Annotated in this window: 15 protein-coding genes and 2 tRNA genes; 10 read left to right on the top strand and 7 right to left on the bottom strand. The window is 63.9% G+C overall.

Annotated features, from left to right (window positions below):
• Nucleotides 1-39: 39 nt before the first annotated feature.
• Nucleotides 40-1308 carry a GNAT family N-acetyltransferase gene (locus HPY44_02245; GenBank protein NSW54808.1) on the bottom strand — a complete coding sequence of 423 codons (1269 nt, stop codon included), beginning with the start codon at nt 1306-1308 and terminating at the stop codon, nt 40-42.
• 169 nt (nt 1309-1477) lie between these two features.
• Here HPY44_02245 and HPY44_02240 point away from each other — a divergent pair, with 169 nt between their 5' ends.
• On the top strand, nt 1478-3898 hold the full coding sequence (locus HPY44_02240; protein NSW54807.1) for a PAS domain S-box protein: 2421 nt from the start codon (nt 1478-1480) through the stop codon (nt 3896-3898).
• Nucleotides 3899-3920: 22 nt separating this feature from the next.
• On the top strand, nt 3921-6626 hold the full coding sequence (locus HPY44_02235; GenBank protein NSW54806.1) for a DUF4838 domain-containing protein: 2706 nt from the start codon (nt 3921-3923) through the stop codon (nt 6624-6626).
• A 207-nt stretch (nt 6627-6833) separates the two neighbouring features.
• Here HPY44_02235 and HPY44_02230 read toward each other — a convergent pair whose 3' ends face one another.
• The gene (locus tag HPY44_02230; GenBank protein NSW54805.1) at nt 6834-7724 is read right to left on the bottom strand and encodes a PD40 domain-containing protein; all 891 of its coding nucleotides are present in this window, start codon (nt 7722-7724) and stop codon (nt 6834-6836) included.
• A 163-nt stretch (nt 7725-7887) separates the two neighbouring features.
• On the opposite strand from HPY44_02230, the gene HPY44_02225 reads away from it, so the two are divergent.
• The 5 genes from HPY44_02225 to HPY44_02205 all read left to right on the top strand — a co-directional run bounded on the left by HPY44_02225 (nt 7888) and on the right by HPY44_02205 (nt 11917).
• On the top strand, nt 7888-8667 hold the full coding sequence (locus tag HPY44_02225; GenBank protein NSW54804.1) for a slipin family protein: 780 nt from the start codon (nt 7888-7890) through the stop codon (nt 8665-8667).
• Between the two features lie 73 nt (nt 8668-8740).
• Nucleotides 8741-9400 (top strand): diphthine--ammonia ligase, encoded by a 660-nt coding sequence (locus tag HPY44_02220; GenBank protein ID NSW54803.1) that lies wholly within the window; start codon nt 8741-8743, stop codon nt 9398-9400.
• Nucleotides 9401-9411: 11 nt separating this feature from the next.
• Complete coding sequence (locus HPY44_02215) at nt 9412-10344, top strand: hypothetical protein (protein NSW54802.1); 933 nt, start codon at nt 9412-9414, stop codon at nt 10342-10344.
• A 19-nt stretch (nt 10345-10363) separates the two neighbouring features.
• Nucleotides 10364-11770, top strand: a complete 1407-nt coding sequence (locus HPY44_02210; GenBank protein ID NSW54801.1) for a sulfatase — start codon at nt 10364-10366, stop codon at nt 11768-11770.
• A gap of 71 nt (nt 11771-11841) precedes the next feature.
• Nucleotides 11842-11917 (top strand) — tRNA-Ala (locus tag HPY44_02205).
• A gap of 68 nt (nt 11918-11985) precedes the next feature.
• On the opposite strand, the gene HPY44_02200 is transcribed toward HPY44_02205, so the two are convergent.
• Both HPY44_02200 and HPY44_02195 read right to left on the bottom strand, forming a co-directional pair.
• Nucleotides 11986-15891, bottom strand: coding sequence for a hypothetical protein (locus tag HPY44_02200; protein NSW54800.1), 3906 nt, complete (start codon nt 15889-15891; stop codon nt 11986-11988).
• A gap of 5 nt (nt 15892-15896) precedes the next feature.
• Nucleotides 15897-17210, bottom strand: coding sequence for a hypothetical protein (locus HPY44_02195; protein NSW54799.1), 1314 nt, complete (start codon nt 17208-17210; stop codon nt 15897-15899).
• 279 nt (nt 17211-17489) lie between these two features.
• Here HPY44_02195 and HPY44_02190 point away from each other — a divergent pair, with 279 nt between their 5' ends.
• Together HPY44_02190 and HPY44_02185 are read left to right on the top strand one after the other, a co-directional pair.
• Entirely contained in the window at nt 17490-18812 is a 1323-nt protein-coding gene (locus HPY44_02190) for an ADP-ribosylglycohydrolase family protein (GenBank protein ID NSW54798.1), read from the top strand.
• Nucleotides 18813-19595: 783 nt separating this feature from the next.
• A complete protein-coding gene (locus HPY44_02185) occupies nt 19596-20093 on the top strand; it encodes a hypothetical protein (GenBank protein ID NSW54797.1) in 498 nt (165 codons plus the stop codon).
• A 29-nt stretch (nt 20094-20122) separates the two neighbouring features.
• Here the strand turns inward: HPY44_02185 and HPY44_02180 are convergent, their stop codons facing one another.
• Genes HPY44_02180 through HPY44_02170 form a run of 3 tightly spaced genes read right to left on the bottom strand, consistent with a single transcriptional unit; the run spans nt 20123 to nt 21562 of the window.
• A complete protein-coding gene (locus HPY44_02180; protein NSW54796.1) occupies nt 20123-20470 on the bottom strand; it encodes a type II toxin-antitoxin system PemK/MazF family toxin in 348 nt (115 codons plus the stop codon).
• A complete protein-coding gene (locus tag HPY44_02175; protein NSW54795.1) occupies nt 20467-20733 on the bottom strand; it encodes a toxin-antitoxin system protein in 267 nt (88 codons plus the stop codon). Before HPY44_02175 ends, HPY44_02180 begins: the two co-directional genes overlap by 4 nt.
• Before the next feature lie 55 nt (nt 20734-20788).
• The gene (locus tag HPY44_02170; GenBank protein NSW54794.1) at nt 20789-21562 is read right to left on the bottom strand and encodes an alpha/beta fold hydrolase; all 774 of its coding nucleotides are present in this window, start codon (nt 21560-21562) and stop codon (nt 20789-20791) included.
• Between the two features lie 126 nt (nt 21563-21688).
• Here HPY44_02170 and HPY44_02165 point away from each other — a divergent pair.
• Nucleotides 21689-21774 (top strand) — tRNA-Ser (locus HPY44_02165).
• Nucleotides 21775-21915: the final 141 nt, after the last annotated feature.

Genomic DNA, 21915 nt, shown 5'->3' with positions numbered 1-21915 from the left:
TTCTTGGACCGGCACGCTCACCCTCCGCGCCACTCTCCACTACCCCCACGAACCCGACCCTGCAGGGCAGCGAGGAAAAAGGAAACCAAGCAGTGCCCGTTCCAGTTTCGTGAGACCCATCGTACAGGGCAACTCATCTATGCCGCACAACCCAAACAGCGCTTTTACAAACTGCGACTGACTCAGCTCCACGGTGACGGTCGCATCCCGCGGGTCGCACGCACGCAGTTCGCCTTTGGCCACCCGCAGTGCACAGCTCTCATTGGGCAGTTTGAACCCCACAACACCGTCCCACTCGGGCAGCAGGGACTCCTGCAGGCGCGCCTCCAGTTCAGGGGCAATGGCGTCGAAGATCGCGCCCAAATTCAGCACCTGGATCATGTTGGAGCCGACAGCCTGATGCATCTCAATCCGCTCGAACCCAATCCCGTTCTCATGCAGGTCGCAAGCCAGTTTCTCATCGAAGGGGAGCCGCGAGGTAATCCGCACCGGCGCCAATGGGGCGAGACGCGAGAAGAGGAGTTTCAGCAGGATGGCCGCCGTGTCGGGACAGTCGGGCTCGTAGGCAAATGTGCCGATGGAGAAGCAGCGCTCGGTCTCCGTGGATTCCAGCGGGTTGTCATGCGCGAACAGCACGCCGCGTATCTGACCCGATACCTCGTGCACGAACTTCAGCCCGGTCGGGTCAGGAGGAGCCGGGTGCGCCGGCGGAGTCAGAGGCCGATGGACCACATCCGCACCGGACCTGCCCGCCATGAACCGGTGGATGACTCCCCCGACACCCCGCCAGTCGCTGGCCTCGTCGAAGGGCCGCAGGTCGCCTGCATATCCACTGGGCGGCGGGTACGCCTCCACTGCGGGAACCGGCTCTCTCTGCCCCTGGACAGGCTTCACGCGGAATTCCACGAATCTCCGCGGGAAAGGCTCGTACCCAAACCGTTTGTAGAAATGGACCAGCCCTCCGAGCCGGGACAGGTGATATCCCGACGTTTTCAGGTCGGCCAGCGCCTGATTCATGAGCATACTGCCCAGACCGCGTGCCTGTTGCGCTGGATCCACGGCGACATGCCCGATGTCACCCTTGAGCACCGCACATTGCCCCACTTGAATCCAGCTGTCTCCTATGTGCAGAGACGCCAGGACCTGGCCACCTTGCTCCAGCACCCGGTAGCGGTGCGGGGCAGACTCAAGCTCCCTGCGCAGGGCGGGGTAACGCGGGCTGTCCTCCTTGAAGCGGAAGGCCGCGAGCGTGACGCGCAGGATCGCCTCCACGTCCTCGGCAGTGGCCACTCGGTAGCGAATCTCCATCCGAATCCCTCCATGCAGACCCACGCGGAGCGCCGGGAGCATAGCATTCTCCAGGGCTCGAGGGGGTCAAAGCCTGCGTTGCGCTTGGACACCTTTGTGGTATACTTCGCACAACGAACCGCAAATCCTGCGAATAGGTGTTTCCCCGGCCCGGCGGGCTCTTCCGTTCATGACCATCACCCCTATTGAAAACCAGAAGCGCCGCCTGTTAGAGGCCGTGGCCTTCGGCTTCATCTTTCTGATGGTCATCGTCGCGGCGTTCGACTTGGCGCTGTGGCTGTCGCTTCCGGTTGGCGGCGCCATTTTCGGCATCGACCTGGCATTGTCCCTGGTGATGGCTGGAACGGTCTTCAGCGTGCGCTACCTGGCGCGGAACGAGCAGTACGAAGCCGCCTCGTGGGTGCTCATCTGCGTCCTGGCAGCGCGCACGGTCATCACCGTCGGCGTCATCGTACCCGAACAGATTGAGTTCCTCGCACCGGGCTACCTCATTGTGATCGTTCTGGCCCAGGTGCTCATCGGTTCGCGGGGTGGACTGATCGCCGGGATCGCCTCCCTGCCCATGTTCGGCCTGGCCTATCTCAACGGAGACATCCACGAGCAGGCCACACTGCCCTCCGTCGCCGCGTCCAGCCTCCTGATCTACGTTACCGTCGGCGGCGTGGTGCAATTGGCGCTCCGGGCCATGCAACAGGCCATGCTCCGCCAGAACGTTCTCCTCATGGAGATGGAGCGTGCACGACGGGACCTGCAGGACAGCGAGAAGCAGTTCCGGGCGATTACCGAAAGCTCCCCCACCGGCATCATTATCCAGCAGGACGGCCACGTGGTCTACGCCAACCCGCGCCTCGCGGAAATGGCCCGATGCGTGCAGAATGAGGTCTACGGGCTGTCACTGTGGGATTTCTTCTCACCCGAAGATGCCGACAAGCTCAGGGCCCAACTCCAGCGGCGCCAGAGCGACCCCAGCGCCGACATCCACTCTGAGCAGGTGGTATTCAAGCCCCGCAAAGGGCCGAGCCTGTGGTGCGAAGTTGCCATCGTGGACGCCACCTACAGAGATCGTGAGGCCGTCGTCGCCACGCTTCTCGACGTATCTGAACGCCTGCGCGCCCAGCACGAAATACAGCGCGAGCGCGACTTCACCAGCAATATCATCAACGCCGCCGACGCCATCATCATGGCCCTGGACCCCCGGGGCAATGTGTTGCGGTTCAACCCCGCCGGTGAGCGCATCACCGGCTATTCCGAGGAGACTCTCCGCGGAAAGCCCTTCTGGGAGTATCTCTATGCCCCCGAAGCCCACGACCAGGCCCGAATGCTCATCCGCGGCATCTGCGAGGGCAATACCCGCGGGCACCTGGAAGACACGGTCCTCACAAGCTCAGGCGAGGAAAGAATCATCTCCTGGCGCTACGTGGCGCAACTGGACACATCCGGCAACGTCGTCGCCATCATCACGGTCGGTATCGACGTCACCCAGCAGCGCATGCTGGAGCGCCAGTCCGTGGCGGCTGAACGCCTGCGCGCCCTGGGACAGATGGCCGGTGGAGTGGCGCATGACTTGAACAATACCCTCGCGGGAATCATGGGTCCGGCGGAGTTGCTTCTTCTCGACGAGACAGACCCCGAGCGTCGGCACGAACTCAGCGCGATTGTCGCCGCTGCTCGACGCGGCTCAGAGACGGTGAAACGCATCCAGCGCTTCTCGCAAGCCCGAACAGACATGGACCGTCAAGTCTTCAATCTGCGCGAACTCGCGGACGACGTCATCCACACCCTGCGTCCCCGCTGGCGAGACCAGGCTCAGCGCGAAGGCGTCCGCATCGCGGTGAAGAACGAGATCACCGAGGACTTGATGGTCGTGGGAAGCTCCGGAGAAATCGGCAATGTCCTGACGAACCTCATCGTGAACGCGTGCGAGGCCATGCCGAAAGGCGGCTCGATCACCGTGTCCGGACACCAGGAGGGCGACATGACCGTCTTCTCGGTGCGCGACACAGGCACGGGCATCCCCGAGGAGATGATTGACGACATCTTCCAGCCCTTCTACAGCACCAAGGGCGCGGACAACTCCGGCCTGGGTCTTGCGGTCATCCGCGGGATTATCTTGCGCCACGGCGGCAATATCAGCGTCGAATCCGAGTTGGGCAAAGGCACCTGCTTCACAGTCTCCTTGCCCGCCGCCCAGCGGGTAGAGGACCACGAGGAAGCAGCGGCGTCCAGGCCCGAGGAACGGGGCCCTCTGCACATCCTGGTGGTAGACGACACCCGCCCAATCGCAGATTTCGCCGCCACTGCTCTGCGCCGTATGGGACACAAAGCGGACACCGTGTATGATGGGAACGCGGCTCTCGCAAAGCTCAAGGAGAACGCCTTCGACTTGCTCCTCACGGACTATGGAATGGAAGGCCTGTCTGGCGTGAGTCTTGCGCGGGAAGCCCGGCGAATCCACCCGAACATTACAACGGTCATTATGACGGGCTGGGACCTGGCCGCGGGAGAATTCGAAGGGATTGATGCAGCCCTGGCGAAACCCTTCACGATCGGCCAGCTCAGGGAGTTGATCGAACAAAGGTTACGAGCCTGACCCCCCGGAGAGGATGAACCACGTGCATCGCCAGATCGCGTCTGCCGTGCTCCTGCTGTTCTCCCTGCACGTCGCCTGCGCCGTCACCATCGTTGTGTCACCGGGGCCGTTCCAGGCGCCAGAAGAAGCCGGTCTGGCAGATGACCGCGTTTCCTGGCATGACCCTGATCCCGCCGATGACATTGCTTGCACCCAATGCTTCGCGGCCCTCGAACTCCAGGCCTATCTGCGAAAGATGACGGGCCGCGATGGAGACTTCTTGCTCGCTGGAGATGCAACCGACCCCGGCGGGGATCTCATCCTCGTGGGCAGCCCCGACACAAACCGAATTACCCGAGCGTTGGCCGACTCTCTGCGACTTACCAGCGCCGAACTGGCCGAACTGGGTCCGGAAGGCTATCTCCTGCGTTCAGCCGATCAGAACGGCCGGCGCGTGCTGGCAATTGTGGGTGGCGGGCGAGTGGGCACCCTCTACGGCGCGTACGACCTCCTGCACCGCCTGGGCGTTCGCTGGTACGCTCCGGGAGAGGTGAATCAGGAAGTCCCTTCCCTCAAGCTCACGAGCCTGCCGGAGCTTAGTGTCACCGAGACGCCGGCCTTCTATACCCGCGGATTTCACGCATGGGAAGACCGCGGGGATGACGAGTTCATCCTCTGGATGGCCCGCAATCGCTTGAATTACTGGTGCGTGGAGCAGAGCAACAAGCCCCTTTTGCACAAGCTCGGGATCATGCTTGTGGGCGGCGGCCATGTCCTCACCAGCTACTACCTCAACCCTCACGACGCCTACCCGTACAACCATACCCGCTTCACCGGCGACGAGAACAAGCCTGCCGATCCGTACCCGGTCGAGACTGCCTTTCTTGGAGACGCCAACGGCGACGGAAAGCTCACCTATTTCGAGGCCCACCCGGAGTGGTATGCCCTTATCGACGGCAAACGCAGTGACAAGATCCACGGCGATGGCGGCGATAACTTCTGCACGTCGAACCCGCACGCGATGACCGAGTGGATGAAGCACGCGGTGGACGACCTCGCAACCGGCCGGTACAAGGACGCGGGGATCATGAACGCATGGATGCTGGATGGCGGCCGCTGGTGCCAGTGCGACAGGTGCAAGGCCCTGGGCACTCCCACTGACCGAAACCTCCTCTTCGTCCACGAGTACGACCGGGCTATCAAGCGCGCCCAGGCGGAGCGTCGCATCAACCGCACCGTGCGCCTGCTCTTTCTGGCGTACGCCGACGTCCTTCAGCCGCCAACCAGACCCCTTCCCCCGGACTTTGACTATGAGACCTGCATCGCCACGTACTTCCCAATTGCCCGATGTTATGTGCACGAGTTCACCGATCCTGCATGCGGGCGGAATGCCTCGTACAATCGGCATCTGCAGGGCTGGGCGGTGAAGCCCGACCGCCATTACCGGGGGCAGATCTGCATCGGCGAGTACTACAATGTCTCCGGGTACAAGTGCCTGCCCGTCTGCTTCATGCGCACCATGATGTCGGACATCCCGTACTACTACTCTGTGGGCGCCCGGCATTTCCACTACATGCACTGCACGACCCGGAACTGGGGGAACAAGGCCCTCACCAACTGGCAGATGGCCCGGCAACTTTGGGACCCGGAAGTGGATTGCGGGGCGGTGTGGAACGATTATTTCGCCGGTCGCTACGGGCCGGCATACTCACGCATGCGCGACTTCTACGCAAACCTCGAGTGGATGCTGTGCAATGTAACCGAATTGAAGTATGGGCTAGCGCAGCGCCTGGAGAACGGGACAGCGAACCTCTTCCCCGCGTCGCATCTGCAACGCGAGTCACTCACACCGCCGGTCGATGCACAGGAAAGCCCGGGGGTGACACTCTACGAGAAAGACGCCGGCCCGGGGCTCGACGACTCTCTGCGCTTTGCCAACAACTGCCGGGCAATTCTGGATGAAGTCCTGGCCATGGACCTGCCCGAACGTGTTCGTGCCCGGGTGGAAGAGGATGAGCGGCTGTTCACTTACGGCCAGCGAACGCTCCAGTTCTACGAGGCTCTGGTGCGCACCTATGACCTGCTGCGTGCCGGGGAGGGCAAGAGGGCTTTCACCGCATATGATGAGGCGAAGAGCATCGCGAAGTTGCTCGAGGCCGACAAGACCTCGACTGCCTACTCATCAAGCCACGCCAGCGCTCCCAATGCACTGGTCGCCAGCTATGCCGCAGGTGCGCTGCCCAACCTGCAGATCCTCCTTGGTCCCGCGGACCCGGACCGCCTGAAGGCCGTCTCGGCGGGCAGACCTCTGATGCTCTACGGGGAAGAGTTCGTGGGTGGCGGTGCACCCTACTTCGGCGTGGGGCTCAACTCATTCCCGGGACGCATCCATGTCTCGGATCATGGGAACTACCTGTACGCTCGCGGTGGCAGACCGGCGGACCGCATGACAGTGCACTTCCGGATCGACGGATCCATCCCCGGGCCTTTGAGCCTCACTCTGCACGGTCTCCTGACGCCGGTCCTCGATGTTGGCACCATCTCAGGGCAGGTTCTTCTCAACGACAGGCCGGTGTTTGAAGGCAACATGCCCTTCGACCAGCGCAAGCTCACGCCGCTGAAGATAACCGTTCCACAGGACGCACTGAAGGCGGGCGTGAACTTTCTGGAGATCCGCAATACCGAGACCGAAGGTTCTCGCGGGGGCAGACCCTGGTTCGGCGTGGAGCGGGTGGAACTAAGCTTCTGAGACGCCGACTGCCATCACCGTCTGTAGGGCGCGGACCTCTGACGCGCCGGCCGTTCGCCTTTTGCCCGGGTAGGGGGGCGTCTCGCCCCCCAGGCGTCGCTCTCGCCGTCGCTGTCCGCACTGCATTGGCGAACCGGCATCCGGCGCCAAGCCCCATGGGGATGCGGTGCCCGTACCTGCCCCATGCGTCCTTGCCCACGGTTCCGCTCAATCCACCTCCATCACCCACAACACGTCGTCCGGCGGACGTTCATCCGTGCGCGCGATGAACGCCACCTGTCTGCCGTCCGGGCTGAATACCGGGCAGCGCGGCTCATTCAGGTCCTCGGTGAGCCAGCGTACATGCGTCTCGCCGACCCGCAGTAAGCCGACCCTCCCCCGCTTCTCGGCGTGCATCGTGGTGAAGGCGATCAGGTCACCCCTTGGTGACCACGCCGGCCAGCCACATTCGACCTCAAGCGCGGTCAGTTTCACGTCTGCATCAGGCTTGCCATCGGTCAGTTCACGCAGCCACACCTGGCCTTCGCGAATGAAAAGAAGCCTTCGCCCATCGCCGGTCAACGCAGGCTGACTCATGTCATTGCCCGGAATCGACGTGAACTTCCCCGTTGCCGGGTCCACCGTCCCAATGCGCTTCGAGCGCCCGGCCCACCGGTAGCACAGGATCAGCGAGCCGTCCGCGGAGGTCGCCGGCGGCAATCCGACGAAGGGGTCTCTGCGCACGCACACCGGCTCGCCGCCGGTGAAGTCATGCACCCACAACCCGCCTTCAGTGCTGCCCCTGCGGACGAACAACATCTTCGTCCCGAAGCTCACAGGATTCATGCCCCACGTCACGAAGGGGCGCTGGTTCAGCCAGAGGGTCTCGCCTTTCCGCTCCTCGCGTTCCGCGAAAGTCACCAGGCGGATCTCGCGGTTGGTATCGCCCTTGCCGGACACCAGAATACCGGTGCCGTCAGACAGGAAGGAGCAACCGGTGAGCAGTTCCGCCCGCACCATCTCCACCGCACCCGGAGGCGACGCGTGGCTGAACGATGTCAGGTAGAGTGCAAGACACACAGCAGCAGTCGGGAGAGTGGCGAAGGTCGGGACGCGCATGGACTGCCCCCCTGCAGGTAGACGCTTCAGGCATCCAACGATTCCGCGTGGCCGCGCCAACTCCTCCCGCATCATTCGAACTTGACGAAGGAACACCGCATCCTGTGGCGAACAAGTCGCTGGTGCTAACCTTGGTCTTATGAAACCCCTGGAGGGATGATCACTGATGGGTGGTTTTGTCTTTCTCATTATCATCGTGGGCCTCTACATTCTGTCCAGCCTCAAGGTCATCCAGGAATACGAACGCGGCATCAAGTTCACCTTCGGCAAGTACGTGGGCGTGATGAACCCGGGCCTGCGTGTGGTTCTCCCCATTGTGCAGGGATACCAGAAGGTTGATCTGCGCGTGAAGACCGTGGATGTCCCCGGCCAGGAGTGCGTCACCCGGGACAACATCTCGGTCCATGTCAATGCCGTTCTTTTCTACCGCATCGCTGCCGCGGAAAAAGCGGTTCTTGACGTGGAAAGCTACGCTTACGCCACCAGCCAGCTTGCCCAGACCACCATGCGGAACATCGTCGGCGAAGTGGAGCTCGACGAGCTTCTGGCCAACCGCGAGCACATCTCCGAACGCATCCGGGAGATCGTGGACAAGCAGACTGACCCCTGGGGGGTCAAAGTTGAGACCGTGGAACTCAAGGATGTCATCATCCCTGAGGACATGAAGCGCACCATCGCAAAGCAGGCTGAGGCCGAGCGCGAGCGCCGCGCGGTCATCATCAAGGCGGAGGGTGAGCGCATCGCGGCGGACAATCTCGTCGCCGCGGCGAAGCTTCTCTCTGGAGCCGATGGCGCCCTGCACCTGCGCACCCTGCACTCGCTCAATGACCTGAGTTCCGACCAGAGCAATACCGTGGTCTTCGCGATCCCGATCGAGGTTCTCAAGGCGGTCGCGAGCCTCGGCGACCATGATCCAAGCAAGAGCAAAGGCCTCACGATGTAGCCGCTCATACTCGATGAAGGGACCGGGAGCGCAGGCCCACTGCCGGGCGGCCGCGCTCCCTTGGCTTTCCCCGATGGCAACCAGCAACCAACTGCCCTATGTCTGCTCCTGGAGTGGCGGCAAAGACTCCTGCCTGGCTCTGCACCGCGCGATGGTCGAACATGGCCCGGCGACCGCACTCCTCAATATGCTCTCCGAAGATGGAGAACATTCCCGGTCCCACGGGCTCACCCGCGCGATACTCCAGGCCCAGGCCGACGCCATCGGAGTACCCATTCTTTTCGGAAGCGCCACCTGGGAAGACTACGAGACCGCTTTCGTCGACCTGCTGAGATCGTCCGCGAGCCGGGGAGCCAAGGCTTGCGCCTTCGGCGATATCAACCTCGACGCCCACCGCGAGTGGGAGGAGCGTGTGTGCGCAAGCGCCGGCCTGCGCGCCCTGCTGCCGATCTGGGAAGAGGACCATGGCGCGCTCGTGCGCGAGTTCCTGGATGCCGGATTCCGCGCCATCATCGTGACGCTGGACACCGAGCGCGTGCCCGAGGACTGCCTCGGGCGAGAACTCGATGCTGCGCTGCTGGCCGAATTCGCGGACCAGGACATCGACGTCTGTGGCGAGGCCGGTGAGTTCCACACCCTGGTTATCGATGGGCCCATCTTCCGCGCGCCTGTCACAATTGGGCAGGGCAAGCATATTCGCATGGGCAAGTACGCGGTGCTGGATCTCGGGTAAGGGAACAGGCAATGAACCTGAACGCTCTGCGGGCTCTTTTCGACGACTACCACGTGGTTCTCGAGCCCGATCGCGATGTCCCGGAGTGGTGGGCCGGCGCGCCATCGGTCTGTCGCGATTCCGAAGGCGTCTTCTGGATGGCCTGCCGCATGCGCGAAGGTGATTCGCCCCGCGGCCTTCGCGGTTACGAGATCCGCATCCTGCGCAGCGAGGACGGTCTCGATTTCGAGCACGTTCACAGCATCCCCCGCGAACAGGTGCCGATCCCGGGCTTCGAGCGTCCCGCGATGGTCCACAACCGCAACGCCGGCAGCTTCAGTCTCTTCGGCTGCGGCCCGTGGGACGGCGGCCCCTGGTCGATCTTGCGGTTCGACGACGCTCCGGACCCCACGCGCTTTGTCCCGGGCAGCTGCAGGCCGGTGATCCAGCCCACTCCGCCGCCCGAAGACCCTCGCGCCAACCACGTGACCGGGTTCAAAGACCCCTTCATTTTCGTGTCCGCCGGGGTCTGGCACTGCCTGACCATCGGCGTCTTCCGCGCGGAACGCACATATCACCTGACCTCGCCTGACGGCTGGAACTGGGCCATGACAAGGCCCGATCCGGTCTTCGATCTCGGCGGGTGGCATTCATTCTGCACGCGCCCGGCAGCCGTGCTTCCCATGGGCGTCGGCTACCTGATGATCTACGAGGGTGCGAACTCCAGCTGGTATGACCCGGTCTACAACATCGCCACCGGGCTGGCCTGGACCGCCGACTTCGCTTGCTTCACCGACCTCACGCCCCACGAGCCGCTCCTCACCAGCACCACTCCCGGCGCATACATGACCTGGCGCTACTCCCACTGGATGTGGGCCGATGGCGCGCTCTTCGTCTACGCGGAGGTGGCCCGGCCCAACGCGACCAATGAGATACGTGGCTGGCGCCTGCCACTCCAGTTCTGAACTGCACGGGAGGGGAGCAATGTCCGACGAACGCCCGAACCTGATCGTGGTAGTGTCCGACACCCTGCGCACTGCGTACCTGGGCTGTTACGGGAACCCCAATATTCGCACACCAAACCTCGACGCCTTCGCCGCCGAGAGCGCGGTTTTCGATTCCGCCTACCCCGAGTCGCTGCCCACCATCCCGGTCCGCCGCGCATTGCATACGGGCCGGCGTGCGTATCCGTTCCGCGACTATCGCCCTATCCCGTGGGACATCGTCTATCTGCCGGGCTGGCAGCCGATGGCGGATGACGAGAGCACTCTCGCCGAAGACCTCGCCCGTGCGGGATACCACACGGGCTTCGCCACCGACACTCTTCCCTATTTTCAGCCGGGGCTCAATTTCACCCGTGGATTCTGGCAGTGGGAGTACCTGCGCGGGCAGCAGCAGGACCGCTGGAAGTCTCCTGCTATCGTCTCGGATCAGCGTCTCTCCCGGTTCGGTGACCCGGCGGCGCTCCGCAAGCAGGGGCCTTACAACACCGTCACCCGCCACGCCGCCAACACCGCACACGTGCGCGACGCGAAGGACACCAGCACCTGGCGCACTTTCGACTGGGGCATTCAGTTCATTCAGGAGAACGTCTCCCTGCAGCCCTTCTACCTGATGCTGGACTGTTTCGATCCACACGAGCCCTGGGAGGCCCCGGCTGCGTACTATGGGATCTATGCCGATCTGGACTTCAGCGACAAGACCATCATCCATACCCACTACGGCCCTGCCAAAGGCCGCTACTCAGATGCCCAGGTACGCGATATCGTGGCCCACTACTGCGGTCTCGTCACCCTGGTGGACACCTGCTTCGGCCGGCTCATGACGGCCCTGGACGAAGCCGGGCTGCGCGAGAACACCTGCGTAGCGTTCATCAGCGACCACGGCACGAACTTCGTCTCGGACAACCCCGAGGGCATCATCGGCAAGCCCTCGTATGCCCTGTACCCGGGGGTCATGCACCTGCCTTTCATGGTCCGCTTTCCCGACGGAGCAGGGCGCGGCCGCAGGTTCGATCAACTCGTCTACAACCTGGACCTCGTGGGCACGCTCTACGGCATGGCGGGTGTCGAGCCCAGCCAGCCCATTGACGGGCAGGATCTGCGCACTCTCGTTTCGGGTCGGGATTGGCGCCCGCGCCACTACCTGACATCTCGTTACGGCGACACCTGCTGGTACCGCGACGAGACACACTGGGCCATCATCGATGTCCATGGTACTCCCCGGGCGATCTTCGACCTGCGCACTGATCCGGGCTGTATGAACAACATTGCGGAGTCGGCTCCCGAAGTCGCCGAACGCGCCTGGGCCCGGGTCCTGGCCGACGGTGACGGGGAAATGCCGGTCTACGTGGACGGCAAGCGCACCGACGCCATCGGGGGTAAGGAGTAGTCTGATTGGGGTCGCGAATGAGCTTGACACTTCGCCGCGGAGGGTCTAAGATTGCGTTCCTTCAACCAAATGGGCGGGTAGCTCAGCTGGGAGAGCGCTTCCCTCGCACGGAAGAGGCCGTGAGTTCGAATCTCATCCCGTCCACCATGTGAACCAAAGGCCGCCAGGCAATTGCCCGGCGGCCTTCTCGCTTCGCCAGTGCCCTCACATGTGCCTTACTGCACTTGCCACACCACCGCCCAGTCGTGATCGTTGGTGCCCAGGTCCAACTCACCGTCGCCTGGAACGGTAAACTCCCGGCGCAGCCCCGTGTCCAGGTCCGTTGCGGTCACCCGGACGGTCCCCGCTCCCAACCCGAGCCGTATCCGCAGCGGCGCCGCTTTGCGCTGCCGCATGTACAGATTCGGGCCCCGCGCCACGCTGCTCATATCCCAATGCTTTACGCCGCCGAAGTTCCGCACGTATGCGAGCCCCTGCTGCAGGTCATCACGCGCATTGACCCGTGTCTGCCATCCGGCGCCAGGGGTCAGCAGACTCTCCCCAACCGGTGGTGTGAATTCCGCGAGCCCCGCGCTCCTGCTGTACGCTTCGGGGTCGAAGGTGAAGTCGAAGTCCACTCCCGCGCTCAGGTAATGCTGCACATATCGCCCCATCATCGCATAGTCGCGGTTGCCCTGACGAGTGCGGTAGTACTTGTCATCGTCCCACGGATGTGAGACGTCGACCCCAACTGCGGGTTTGCGCCGCACCCAACCTTCCCAGTCGATGCCCTCCGCGATTTCCTTTGCCAGCCGGAACTGCTCCACCTCGAAGCCCCGGGCATTCCAGAAGTAGCACCCCGGGTTCCCGTTCACCAGGCTGAACCAGATGATGTCCCGCATGACATATCGCCGGTCATCATCACCCTCGCGCGGGTAGCGGCTCCATTCGTCTCCCGCAGATTCGCCCAGCATGCAGACGCCGGCCATGCGCCCGTAGCAGGTCAGCAGGTCCACCGCCGCGCCGTAATCCAGTTCCGGCAGCGTGGTGGACGTGTTCGGGTAGATGTGGTAGGTGTAGAAGTCGATATCCGTCTTCTTCGTCCACCACAGCGGGTCCGCCGTGGCGATGCCTCCTCCGCCGTGACTTGCGCAGATCGGCGTCACCGGGTCCACACTGCGAATCACCGCCGCCGCATGGTTCGCCCAGCTCTGCGGGCAGTCCACCATCTCGTTCTCGAACTCCCACGCAAAGAGCTGTGGATTGTCCTTGAGCAGCCCGATCAAGTCCCGCGCGTACTGGTCCTGGCAGGCCATCACATCCGGGTCTGTGTACTTCAGGTCGATACTGGAAATGGTGTTCCGGTCACGGATGAACCGCCGCTGGTGTGGCGGCAGCGCGTCCAGATCCTCCCCCGCGAAGGCCGGGATGCAGAAGGTCTCCAGCGCCTGCCGGTTGTAGTACGCGGGCTTCGTGTAATCCTCGTGGATCGTGAGCATGAACCGGATGTCATGCTTCCGCGCCAGGTCCATGTACCGCAGCACTTTCGCAAACAGCGGCATGTTCACCCGGCCGATCACGTCCATCGGCTCCATGCCTCGCGACGTGTGGGCCCGGAGCATGAAGCGCAGCGAGGTCACGCCCTGGTTCGCCAGGAACTCCAGCCAATGCTGGATCTGTTCCTCGGTGGCGTCCACGAAAGACAGGAGTCGCCGGCCCTCTTCCCCATCCTGCTCCAGGCCCACCCAGTTGGCGTAGAACCCGCCCAGCGGAAACCACGTCGGCCCGCCAACGCCCTTGTGGAAGCGCCCGTCCTCACCCAGCACCACGGGGTCTTTGCGCGGCTCCGAAGGCAGCAGGCAGATCGCCGCGGATTCTCCTGCCAATCCACTGTCATCCTTCACCCGCACGGTGTACACCCAGCGCTGCGCCTCATCCCCTGTCCACTGCGCCGAGGCGACTCCCTCCGCACTGAGCTCCTCTTCGGCCTGGGCCAGACTGCCCGGCGCATCGGTCTCCCACGCGATGGTTCGTCTCTCGGCCACCGGGTTGTCGAATTGATCCACCAGTTGCGCGGTCAATTTCAGCGGCAGGTCCGCCTCGCGCAAAGCCGCCACTTTCACTGGCGACACCCGGTAATGGTGGGCGGGTCCGGGTATGGTGTCCACGGTCTTACGGTCCACGGCCGGTGCTGCGAACTCCAGGCGCGCAACCACCGTGTCCGCATGTTCCTTCGCCTCCCGGCTCGCTACGTATGCCACGCGCAGCCTGCCTTTGCCATCGGTGATCCCCCGTCGCGCTGTGGTCGACAGACCCAGTGAGCTCTGCCCCTGCGCCGACTGCAGTTCGCCACCGGATCCAGCCGCCAGTTCCACGATCAGCGGCTGCCCGGACACCGGTTTGCCCTCGGCATCTTCAACCAGCGCCGCGATCTCCTGCCTCGCTCCCGCTCGCACCCGCGCCTGCGGCACGCTCAGGGCGATCCGCGCCGGCTCGGACGACGGCTCCCCGAGTGCTTCCGCGGGGTCATGGTTCGCCACGGTCACCGCACTCAGGCGCACCCAGTCTATCTCCACGTGAGCCTTCGTCTCCGTGGTTGGGTCGATCCGCAGCGCCGACAGCACCGCGTGCCAGCCGGCGTCTTTCTGCAGATTGATCCGTATCCGCTGCCAGCCGGTGCCTCGCACCGGGAACTTGTAGGTGAGCAGCCGCTCGCTGGTTCCCGGGCGCCCGTAAAGCTCCCAGGTGGCCTCATTCACGCTCTGGCGGACGCGCATTTCCAGGATCGGGAAGCGGTCCAGGTCGATGTTCACCTTGCGGTTCGTCTCCGGCACCTGTCCCCACATGTCGCCCCAGATGAACCATGGGTCCTGCTCCACATCCATGCTCAGGATGCCGTCTTCCACCTTGCGATTTCGGATGAACTCCGGCTTGTTGCCCCACTGGTCGATGCCCGAGAAGCTCCCGTCCTCGAAATCCCAGGGCTTGCCGTAGGCCAGCGTGGCGTAATCCGGCACAGGCGGGAGTTCGGGACTGGGTTCCGTGGGTCCCTCTTCGCGCTTTGCCTGAAGTGGCGCGAACACCATGTAGCGCAGAACCTGGGCGTAGACTTCAAACTCCCGCGCTGCGCCTGCAGGGGTGACCCCGGGAGCCTGCCATTCCAGCAGCCCGCCGTCGATGCGTGAGGGCAGGACAGTGCCGGCTTCGTCCACAACCCGGATCGAACCCGGCGCCACCGATGCCGGCAGTCCCATGGCCGCGATATCCGCGCCGATGTGCAGCGGGCATTGCACGAACAGGCCCTCGCGGTCAACGTTCGCCGGGCCAACCGTCACCTTCGCCCGGTATGGCCAGTTGGTGTTCCACCAGCCCTCGAGCACCCGCGCGGGACCCACCCGCCGGCGTCGCTCGGCCGGGCTCAGTGGCGAAACGCCCCCTGTGGTCCGCCAGGTATACCCCGCAGCAATCTCCTCCCCAGTCAGCGCCCGGCCGTACACGAACAGCTCATCCACATCCGCCTGCGCGTAGTCGGGAGAAGCATCCTGATCGCGCCCGATGGCCATCGCGTCGTGAGTCGGGCCCACATCAATGCGCTTCCCCGAAAGCTGCGCGGCGAGGTTTCCGTCAATGTACAGCCGCATCTCCGCATCGGCCTGCCCGCTGTTCACATTGCTCCACGTGATGGCCACCTGGTGCCACATGCCTTCAATCCAGTCGCGAATCGGCGCCGAAATGTGCAGCGCCGCGCCGGGCTTTTCGGGGTAGATGCTGAAGGTGCAGTTGCCCCCGGCGCACACCAGGTTCCAGCGGTTCCGCGCCCAGGATTCCTCCAGATCGCGCCGTCCGTACAGGCAGAAGAGTTGGTGCGGACCCGCAGCGTTTCCGTCCCAGTGTGGGCGGATCCAGAGCGCCGCCGTGCCCTCTTCGCGCCGGAAGTTCCCCGGAACTCGGAACTCGCAGTCACGGTCAAGGATCAGCGCGCCTTTCGCCAGGGACTGCTCCGTATGCAGATTGCGCGGGTCTCCCACGGCAATCGCCGCGTCCCCTGAATCATCGAAGGGCGCGTACAAGAGCAGCTCGTCATCCTGCGTCCAGGCTGCGAGAGCAAGGAGCATCAGCGCGAAAGCCGTAAGGCGAACCATCTGCGTCACTCCTGGAACTGCAGCGAGTACACGTCCGCATCCATCATCACGAACCGCAGGCGCACGGGCTGCCCCGCAAGCGCCCCCAGATCCGGCTTGCCAGTCCACTTCACGACACCCGCGGTCTCGTCCCCGAACAACGGCTCGCAATCCGCCAGTGCAAATCCGGGGATCACATTCCCCGCGGCGTCCTGCACTTCCACCTTCACGCTGCCCGCCGCCGAAGTGGCGTAGTTCAGCACGAGCCTGTTCCCGGCGAACACCAGTGGCTTCGTCAGTATCTCGCCTGCCGGGTAGCCTGCTGTCGCGGACACGAACCCATCCAGGCGCAGCGTGAACCTGCGGATGCGGTTCCCAGGCATGTAGTACGACTCGCTGGAGTATAGCGACAGTTCCGGCGGCAGGCCCTCTTCAGCCGGAGGGGTCTCGAGGATGCCCCAGGCGGTCATGTTGTTGCGGTTCACCCAGCGCTCTCTCTGAAGGCCCGGACGGATGAACGCTCCCGTCCAGCGCTTGAAGTTGACCCCGTCGCGGCTGGACATGAAGACCCCGTCGGATACACCCGGATACGGGTGCTCCACCGCAACCCGCTCGGGCACGAACCGTTTCGGGAACCCCACGAGGAGATGGGGCGCGCGGTGATACTGGGTAATGGCATTGGTGTACAGGTGTTCCGGCGGCGCGTCGCCGTAGTCCAGGTACACGGGCTCGGTCCAGTGGATGAAGTCCTGCGAGGTGCAGGTCATGATGTCCCGCACGCCGTTTCGTCCCCTGCGGTGGTAGTCCACGTAGCACTTGCGCTCCGTGTCCCAGAAAGCCAGGTTCTGGGAATCAAAGTCCCCCAGTGTGATCACCGGCGTCTCCTGCATCAGCTCCCAGTGGATACCGTCTGGAGACTTGATGGGCAGCAGGCCACCTTCGCCGCCCACGAACCCCTTGTACTTTGCGTCCGGTGCACAGTCCGGGTTCGCGTCCTTGAAAGGCGTGAAGTTGTGCGAGCCCACGCCGGTCCACACGATATTGTTGTCTTTCGACCCGCCGAACTCGAACAGCCCGAGATTGGGCCGGGTCCACGTGATCCCGTCCCGGCTCTCGGCATAGCAGGCCACCTCCGGATGGGTGGCTTTTTGCGTCGGGATGTCGTAGTCTGAACCTCGGTAGTACATGCGGAACAGGTCGTCGTCCTTGAAGACCGTCACATAGCAGCAGGTGCTGCCTTCCCACGGCTTGTCGAACACCAGCGCGATTTCCTGCGGCACAGGGTGGTTCAGCTCCAACCTTACCCCATCCATGCGCTCGATCAGCCAGTCGTCCACCATCAACTCAAGCCGGGAACCGATCTCTCGTGGGCCGTCCTCCTGGCCCTGCGCCAAGCTAAGAGCGAGAATGCAGCCAAGACACGCAACGATCAGCCAGTCAACCGCAAGCATGGTTCATCACCCGGTCCATTGGTTCGTGCCGCAGGCGTCAGTTCCCCTGTTCGTGACTGGACTCCTCCCGAACCAGCAAGGGCGGCAACCACCGGCTGGACGTGCAGGTCCATCGCCCACGACAGGCGAATACGCGGCCACGACTCGACACCAGCGGAGGCCAAAGCCATGCCAAGCCTGGATTCCCTGAAGCGTCTCGCCGCCGAGGAACTAGTTCAGCTCAAGGAGGAAGGCTGTGACGTAGACGCGCTCAAAGCCATCTACGAACAGTCAATCAACCTTCCCGCAGCAAAGAGCAGGGCCCAACTGGAGCGCTTCTTCGCCCTTGCGGCGAAATGCGAGCCCGCGCCCGACTTCCCGTATGTCGAGCCGTCAGACCTCGACGGAATCCGGGCTGCTCGCCGAAAGGGACCGCGCCGGATGGCCATCGACGACGACGCCATCGCCGACCGCATCGAGGGCGCATGGCTGGGACGCTGCGCGGGGTGCATGCTGGGCAAGCCCGTCGAAGGCTGGACGAAGCAGGATATTCGGGCGCTCCTGGAGTTCGCCGGCGACTACCCCCTCGCCGACTACTTCCCCCAGCTCAAGAACCCGCCCGAGGGCATGCGGGCGTATCACTCCAAAGGCAACCCGTGCCTGCGCGGAAACATCCGCTACAGCGTCCGCGACGACGACACCGACTACACTCTTCTCGGCCTGCACATCATGGAAATGTACGGCCCGGACTTCACCCCCGCGAACGTGGCTGCCGAATGGTTGGGCCGCCTGCCTTTCCACCGGGTCTACACCGCCGAGCGCGCCGCCTACCGCAACCTGGTGGATGATATCATGCCGCCGGACTCCGCGCTGGTGCTCAACCCTTATCGCGAATGGATCGGCGCCCAGATCCGTTGCGACGGCTTCGCCTATTGCGCCCCAGGTTGGCCGGAAAAAGCCGCGGAGTTCGCCTTCCGTGACGCCGTGGTATCCCACGTGAAGAACGGTATCTACGGGGAGATGTTCTTCGCCGCCCTCATCGCCGCATGCATGGCGACGGATGACCTTCTGCAGGCCATCAAGGTCGCCCGGGCCGAGATACCCAACAGGTCCCGCCTGGCGCAGGCCATTGATGACACCGTGCGCTGGTGCGCCAGGGATGCTGACTGGGAGACCACCTGGGACCGCATGAATGCAAAGTACGGGCATTACCACCCGGTGCATACCATCAACAATGCGGTCATCGTGCTCATCGGCTGCCTGCATGCGAAAGGCGACCTGGAGAAGGCGATCTGCATCAGCGTCATGGGCGGGCTGGACACCGACTGCAATGGCGCCACCGCGGGGTCGGTCATGGGCGCGCTTCTGGGTGCTTCCGCGGTCCCGTCCAAGTGGACCGCCCCTCTGCGGAACACGCTGCATAGTTCCCTGGAGGGCATGAACGTGAGCAAGATCAGCGACCTCACCGCGCGAACTGTGAAGGTCGCCCGCAAAGTACTTGCACTATCCTGACCGTGCGGTGCACGCCGGAGGGGCAGGCCTCCGGGTGCGAGCCTGCCGGCAGCATGGCTGAGCGTTCTTCCGCGTGGGGCGGGCGTCGCGCCCGCCGGCGGTCCGCTATCGTCGCAATCCTCAAGGGAGCCCTCACCAATGACCAAACGCGAACGCCTCCTCGCGACACTCGCCGGCCGCATTCCCGACTGTGTCCCAGTGATGCCCGACATTTCCAACATGGTTCCCGCGAAACTTACCGGCAAGCCATTCTGGGACCTTTACCTGTACAACGACCCGCCCATCTGGGAAGCGTACATCGCAGCCGCCCGGTACTTCGACCTGGACTCCCTCATGGACGGCTACGCGCCGCTGGTTTTCCCCGAGGAAGTCAATCCGGATGCCCCGCAATGGGAGCAGTTCATCGTCCATCGCACCGAAGACCGCATCGTCACTCAGAACTCCCGGGTGGAGAAGGGTGAGCGGATCTGGGCCGGACACGTCAACGTGTACCGCATCGCCGACCCGCCGGTCTGGGGGATCGCGCCGGAGAAAGTCGGCCTGCCGCCCATCCCGGAGCGTTGGGAGCCGGTGGAGGGTGTGAAGCCCGTGGACTACGGCCCCGCGAACATCGGTCGCCTGAAGCGCATGATGGGCGACAACGGCCTGGTAGGCGCATTCGTCATCAGCAGTTGCGCCATCGGCAGCGAAGAGGCCCTCTACCACTACTACGATAACCCGGACAAGCACGAGGAGTGGGCGCAGCAGCGCGTCGAAGCCGGTGAAGCGCGCTTCCACCGGATCATGGCCCTCGATGAAGAGAACCGCCCGGACTTCCTGGCGGTCGGCGGCTCGGGGACACTCATCTGGCAGACCCCCGCGATCTTCCGGCAGCTCGCCCTGCCCGCGCTGAAGCGCGTCATCAGCCTCGCGGCGGAAGCGGGAATCCCGACCCACATTCACTCCTGCGGGCCAGAGCGGGAACTGGTGAAGATCATGGCTCTCGAGACCGAGCTGACCATCATTGACCCGCTGGAACGCCCGCCTATGGGAGACTGCGATCTCGCGGAACTCAAGCGCCTCTACGGGGACAAAATCTGCCTCAAGGGGAACCTGCACACGACGGATACCATGTTGCGGGGCACGGTAGAGGATGTGGTCGCGGCGGCGAAGCAGGCCATTGACGATGCTGCCGAGGGCGGGCGTTTTGTCCTGTCGACAGGCGACCAGTGCGGCCGGGACACGCCCTTCGAGAATCTGCACGCGATGGTTGAGGTTGCGAGGACTTACGGAAGATACTGAGGGGGCGAAATGGCGGGTACCCGCGCCTGTCACAGGCCCAATAGGATCCTGAGTGAGTCCTCCACTGCGCTCATGGCGTTCTCGGGTGCGGATCCCATCCTGCGGACCAGCCGCTCTGCGGCGACTGACCGCACGTCTTCGCACTTCGCGAAACTTGCCTGACGCAGGCCGCTGTCGCCCGGGTCCAGGCGCACGTGGAACGGGATTCCGCGTTCCCGCGTGGTAATCGGAACCAGGATCACCAGCCCCGCGGGACCGTGGTTGAACCCGTCCACCGAAACCACCAGCCCCGGTCGCCTGCCGGCCTGCTCGTGTCCACGCACGGGGTTGGGATCCACCAGCCAGATGTCGCCGCGAGAGGGCTTCGAGTGCGTCATTCCGGCGGGTTCCCATCCCCATCGAGTTCATCCGCCAGCGTCCCCGCCCAAGCCTGCCGCTCCTCGGTCTCTTCCCGCCAGGCCTGTGGGTCCTTGCGAAGCGCTGCATAGGCGCAGTTGGCCTGCTCGAGTATGCGCTGGCGGCGATAGCACTCTATCGCCTTCTCAAGCACCGCGCCCATCGTCTCCCCGCTCTGCTCCGCAAGCGCCTTGAGCGCCATACGCGCGCTGTCATTCACCCGCACCATTGAACTCGCCATCATCCTCAACCTCCTGTATACATTTCAGTATACAGGGATGCAATCACACCTGCAACCGCTACTCGACGCCTTCCCCTTCCACCGGCTCCGGCGGTGCGCAGCAGACCCTCTTCACGAAGTCGTGAATCGCTCTCACAGCCTGGCCAAGCTGCTCCTGCTGCCAGAAGAAATGGTCGGCGCCCGCAAGTTCGGTCACGGTGCATCGCTCACCCGCCTCGTGCCGGGCGATAATGCGGCGGATCGCCCCCAAGTCGCTGATCGGGTCGGCGGTCCCGGTCACGAATAGCGCCGGGAACTTGATCTCGCGGAAGTACGGGTGCCGCTCGGGGTCCTCGCCCTCGGGCACGGGGAAGGCCAGGCATGCGCAGCCACGCACTTTCCTGTCCACCACGCAGGCTCTCAGGCCTACCCACGAGCCGAAGGAGTACCCCGCCAGAGCGATGCACCTTGGGTCCACGCCTTGCACCTTGCGCAGGAAGTCCAAGGCGCCCAGGCAGTCGCGCATCTCCCCTTCACCATTGTCGAACTTTCCGGTTGATGCCCCCACGCCTCGCAGGTTGAACCGCAGCGTGGCAAACCCCGATGCTTCGAAGGCCTCCTGCAGGCCTACGGTCACGGCAACATCCATGCTCCCGCCGAAACGCGGGTCAGGGTGGACAAGCACCACACCCGGGCATCCTGTCGCGCCAGCAGGCACGTGCAAACGCCCGGAGAGAATGACGCCGTCCTCGCCCCTGCTGGGGAAGCTGACCTCGCGCTCGACGGCCCCAGCGCCCGCGATGCTCCACGTGAATGTGAGCAGGGCGGTCAGATAAAGACGCAGCATTGCCATGCCCCTTCCCGTGCCCCGTCACGAATCTTTTCGCCGGATCCGGCGCGAATCCCTGCGCAGGCGTGGAGTGAGGCGACCTCCGGACGTTCCTTGACGGCCCCGCGCGGCGGTGGCTATACTGGTTATGGAGGCGTGGCCGAGTGGTCGATGGCGGCGGTCTTGAAAACCGTTGGGCGCAAGCCTCGGGGGTTCGAATCCCTCCGCCTCCGCCAGTTGTCCTCTGAGCCCGCAGCGATGCGGGCTTCTCATTTTCCCTGGTCGCTCCCGATGCCGTGCGGCGGCACCGCGGTCACCGCTACCTTTCACCACCACCCCGGATTGGGCCGCACTCGGCAGCTCCACGAGAAAGGCCG

The sequence above is a fragment of the Armatimonadota bacterium genome, from assembly GCA_013314775.1.
In the GTDB taxonomy this organism is placed as follows: Bacteria; Armatimonadota; Zipacnadia; order Zipacnadales; family JABUFB01; genus JABUFB01.
The sequence above is the reverse complement of the archived record's forward strand: the minus strand, read 5'-3'. Positions and strand labels throughout refer to the sequence as shown.

Excerpts from the sequence above, each read along its gene's own strand:
- HPY44_02200 (NSW54800.1), bottom strand. The coding sequence starts at position 15,891 with ATGGTTCGCCTTACGGCTTTCGCGCTGATGCTCCTTGCTCTCGCAGCC.
- HPY44_02220 (NSW54803.1), top strand. The coding sequence starts at position 8,741 with ATGGCAACCAGCAACCAACTGCCCTATGTCTGCTCCTGGAGTGGCGGC.
- HPY44_02180 (NSW54796.1), bottom strand. The coding sequence starts at position 20,470 with ATGACGCACTCGAAGCCCTCTCGCGGCGACATCTGGCTGGTGGATCCC.
- HPY44_02170 (NSW54794.1), bottom strand. The coding sequence starts at position 21,562 with ATGGCAATGCTGCGTCTTTATCTGACCGCCCTGCTCACATTCACGTGG.
- HPY44_02230 (NSW54805.1), bottom strand. The coding sequence starts at position 7,724 with ATGCGCGTCCCGACCTTCGCCACTCTCCCGACTGCTGCTGTGTGTCTT.
- HPY44_02210 (NSW54801.1), top strand. The coding sequence starts at position 10,364 with ATGTCCGACGAACGCCCGAACCTGATCGTGGTAGTGTCCGACACCCTG.
- HPY44_02245 (NSW54808.1), bottom strand. The coding sequence starts at position 1,308 with ATGGAGATTCGCTACCGAGTGGCCACTGCCGAGGACGTGGAGGCGATC.
- HPY44_02215 (NSW54802.1), top strand. The coding sequence starts at position 9,412 with ATGAACCTGAACGCTCTGCGGGCTCTTTTCGACGACTACCACGTGGTT.
- HPY44_02240 (NSW54807.1), top strand. The coding sequence starts at position 1,478 with ATGACCATCACCCCTATTGAAAACCAGAAGCGCCGCCTGTTAGAGGCC.
- HPY44_02190 (NSW54798.1), top strand. The coding sequence starts at position 17,490 with ATGCCAAGCCTGGATTCCCTGAAGCGTCTCGCCGCCGAGGAACTAGTT.
- HPY44_02195 (NSW54799.1), bottom strand. The coding sequence starts at position 17,210 with ATGGTGGACGACTGGCTGATCGAGCGCATGGATGGGGTAAGGTTGGAG.
- HPY44_02175 (NSW54795.1), bottom strand. The coding sequence starts at position 20,733 with ATGATGGCGAGTTCAATGGTGCGGGTGAATGACAGCGCGCGTATGGCG.
- HPY44_02185 (NSW54797.1), top strand. The coding sequence starts at position 19,596 with ATGGCCCTCGATGAAGAGAACCGCCCGGACTTCCTGGCGGTCGGCGGC.